The organism is Streptomyces sp. NPDC094034 (genome assembly GCF_040303865.1).
Lineage (GTDB): Bacteria > Actinomycetota > Actinomycetes > Streptomycetales > Streptomycetaceae > Streptomyces.
Genome location: NZ_JBEOUD010000113.1, coordinates 1 through 1,890, shown reverse-complemented (window position 1 = coordinate 1,890; position 1,890 = coordinate 1). Strand labels below are relative to the sequence as shown.

The following is a 1,890-nucleotide window of genomic DNA, read 5'->3' as shown; positions in this document are numbered from 1 at the left end:
GCCTGCCCATGAAGCAGCCGGTGAGCGGCGGTTCGACGGCACGCTCGTCCGCATGGCCGGTCGCACCTCCTATGAGTACGACGGCGAAGGCCGCCTTGTGCGCAGGACCCGCAAGCTTCTGAACGGCCAGACCCGTACCTGGACCTACGGGTGGAACGCCGAGGATCGCCTCACGGAGGTGGTCACCCCGGACGGAATTCACTGGAGGTACGCGTACGACCCGCTCGGCCGACGAATCTCCAAACATCGCGTCACCGGCGACGGCTCCGTGGCCGATCGTACGGTTTTTGCCTGGGACGACCTTTGTCTGGCCGAGCAGACCACGGCAGACGGGTGGGTCACAACCTGGGACTATGCGCCGGACAGCCATCGCCCGGTCGCCCAGACGCGCCACAAGCCCACTGCGGCGGCTGCCAATACGTCGGTCCTGGCACAGCTGGCGGAGGAATCGGATCCTGAGCGATGTGCTCAGTTCCATGCCGTCGTCACCGACTCTCTCGGTACGCCCACGGAGTTGTTCTCCACGAGAGGAGATCTGGTCTGGCAGCGTCGTACCAGCCTCTGGGGCACTCCTATTCCTGCCCCGGACGAAGCGACGTCGACAGTCGATTGCCCCCTGCGTTTTCCAGGACAGTACGCCGACCCTGAGACGGGTCTGAACTACAACCTGCACCGGTACTACGATCCCGAGACAGCGCGGTACATCAGCGCGGATCCGCTGGGCCTTGTTCCCGCGCCGGATCACCACACCTATGTACCGAACCCGTTGAGCTGGAGCGACCATCTCGGCCTCGCGGGGAAGGGCCCGAAGGGACCGTCGAATCCCCTGGACTTCGGGCAGGGGTATACGGGCCGGGCTGACATCTTCCCGGTGAGTAACAAGGGAATGGACATGGAAATCCATGTCTATGACAAGTCCATGCGCGAAGTGGGCCTGTTCAACAGTCAGGGATGGTTCAATAAGCATGGCATCAAAGCCTCGGAAGTCGAGGTCCCGCCCGGCGTGGAGAATGCTATCAAGGGGCGAGCAATCTACGAGCTGCGGAAAGTCGGCCGCATCGGCTCGAAGGGGACCGAAGATATTTCGGGAGACAAGTGGAGGCGCCCGCCTCTCGCCGCGGAAGGTTGCAAATGAAGTATGTGAAAGCTGTCTGGGATGATGGCGGGTTCTATGTTGATCCAACGGCTTACCTGACTGAACTCCCGAAGTTTCGAGATCGGCTGCCGACCGGAGCGAAAGAGTTTGCATTGGATCCGATGCATTACGCTTTGGGTCACGGGAATAGTCGCTGTGTCAAGGATCTGGAATTGTCTGGCATTCAAGTGGCCACCGACAAGAGTGGAGGGCTGACCCTGGAGTTCTCCCCGAATCAGTGGAAGCACGACGCCGGGCTGCGCATCAGTTATTCAGGAGTGACGCACTTCTCCATCGACTATGAGCACTCCATCGACTGGATGCTGGTCGACACCGTGCTCCTTGATGAGATTCTCCCGGGCGAGGACGGGGGTTGTGTGCACGAGATCGCGCTCACTGACGCGTCGATCAACGTCCGCTGCGATGACCTGCGGGCCGTTTGGGGGGACGCGGGCTGAGGGCGCAACCGGGACATCGGCCAGAGGGCATCGGCACTCGGTAGGCGGGTGACACCAACTGTTTTCCCGGTGTTCCCGGAAGCTGCTCACCTGACTCATCCTTGACCTGGACATGGTCATTTCCTGGTTTGCGGCGCTGAAGGGCGCGAGCACGATCTACGCGGGTAGCCTCCGCATGGACGCCCCCTGCTCGCGCCAACTCCAGTCTCAGGAGCCTTGAATGACCCACAGTCCCATGAACCGCCGGGAGTTCGTGAAGAAGTCGGCCGTCACCGGCGCCGCGGCGACGGCGGCGCC

3 protein-coding genes are annotated in these 1,890 nt (G+C 62.2%); all 3 read left to right on the top strand.

Features of this window, described 5'->3' with window-relative positions; translation table 11 throughout:
- Positions 1-1,135, top strand: a 1,135-nt coding sequence (locus ABTZ59_RS37035; RefSeq protein WP_351425914.1) for an RHS repeat domain-containing protein, incomplete at its 5' end; no start/stop codon positions are given.
- A complete protein-coding gene (locus tag ABTZ59_RS37030) occupies positions 1,132-1,593 on the top strand; it encodes a hypothetical protein (RefSeq protein ID WP_111583165.1) in 462 nt (153 codons plus the stop codon). The genes ABTZ59_RS37035 and ABTZ59_RS37030, both read left to right, overlap by 4 nt.
- 220 nt (positions 1,594-1,813) lie before the next feature.
- Positions 1,814-1,890: twin-arginine translocation signal domain-containing protein (locus ABTZ59_RS37025; RefSeq protein WP_351425917.1), on the top strand; the 77-nt coding region annotated here is incomplete at its 3' end.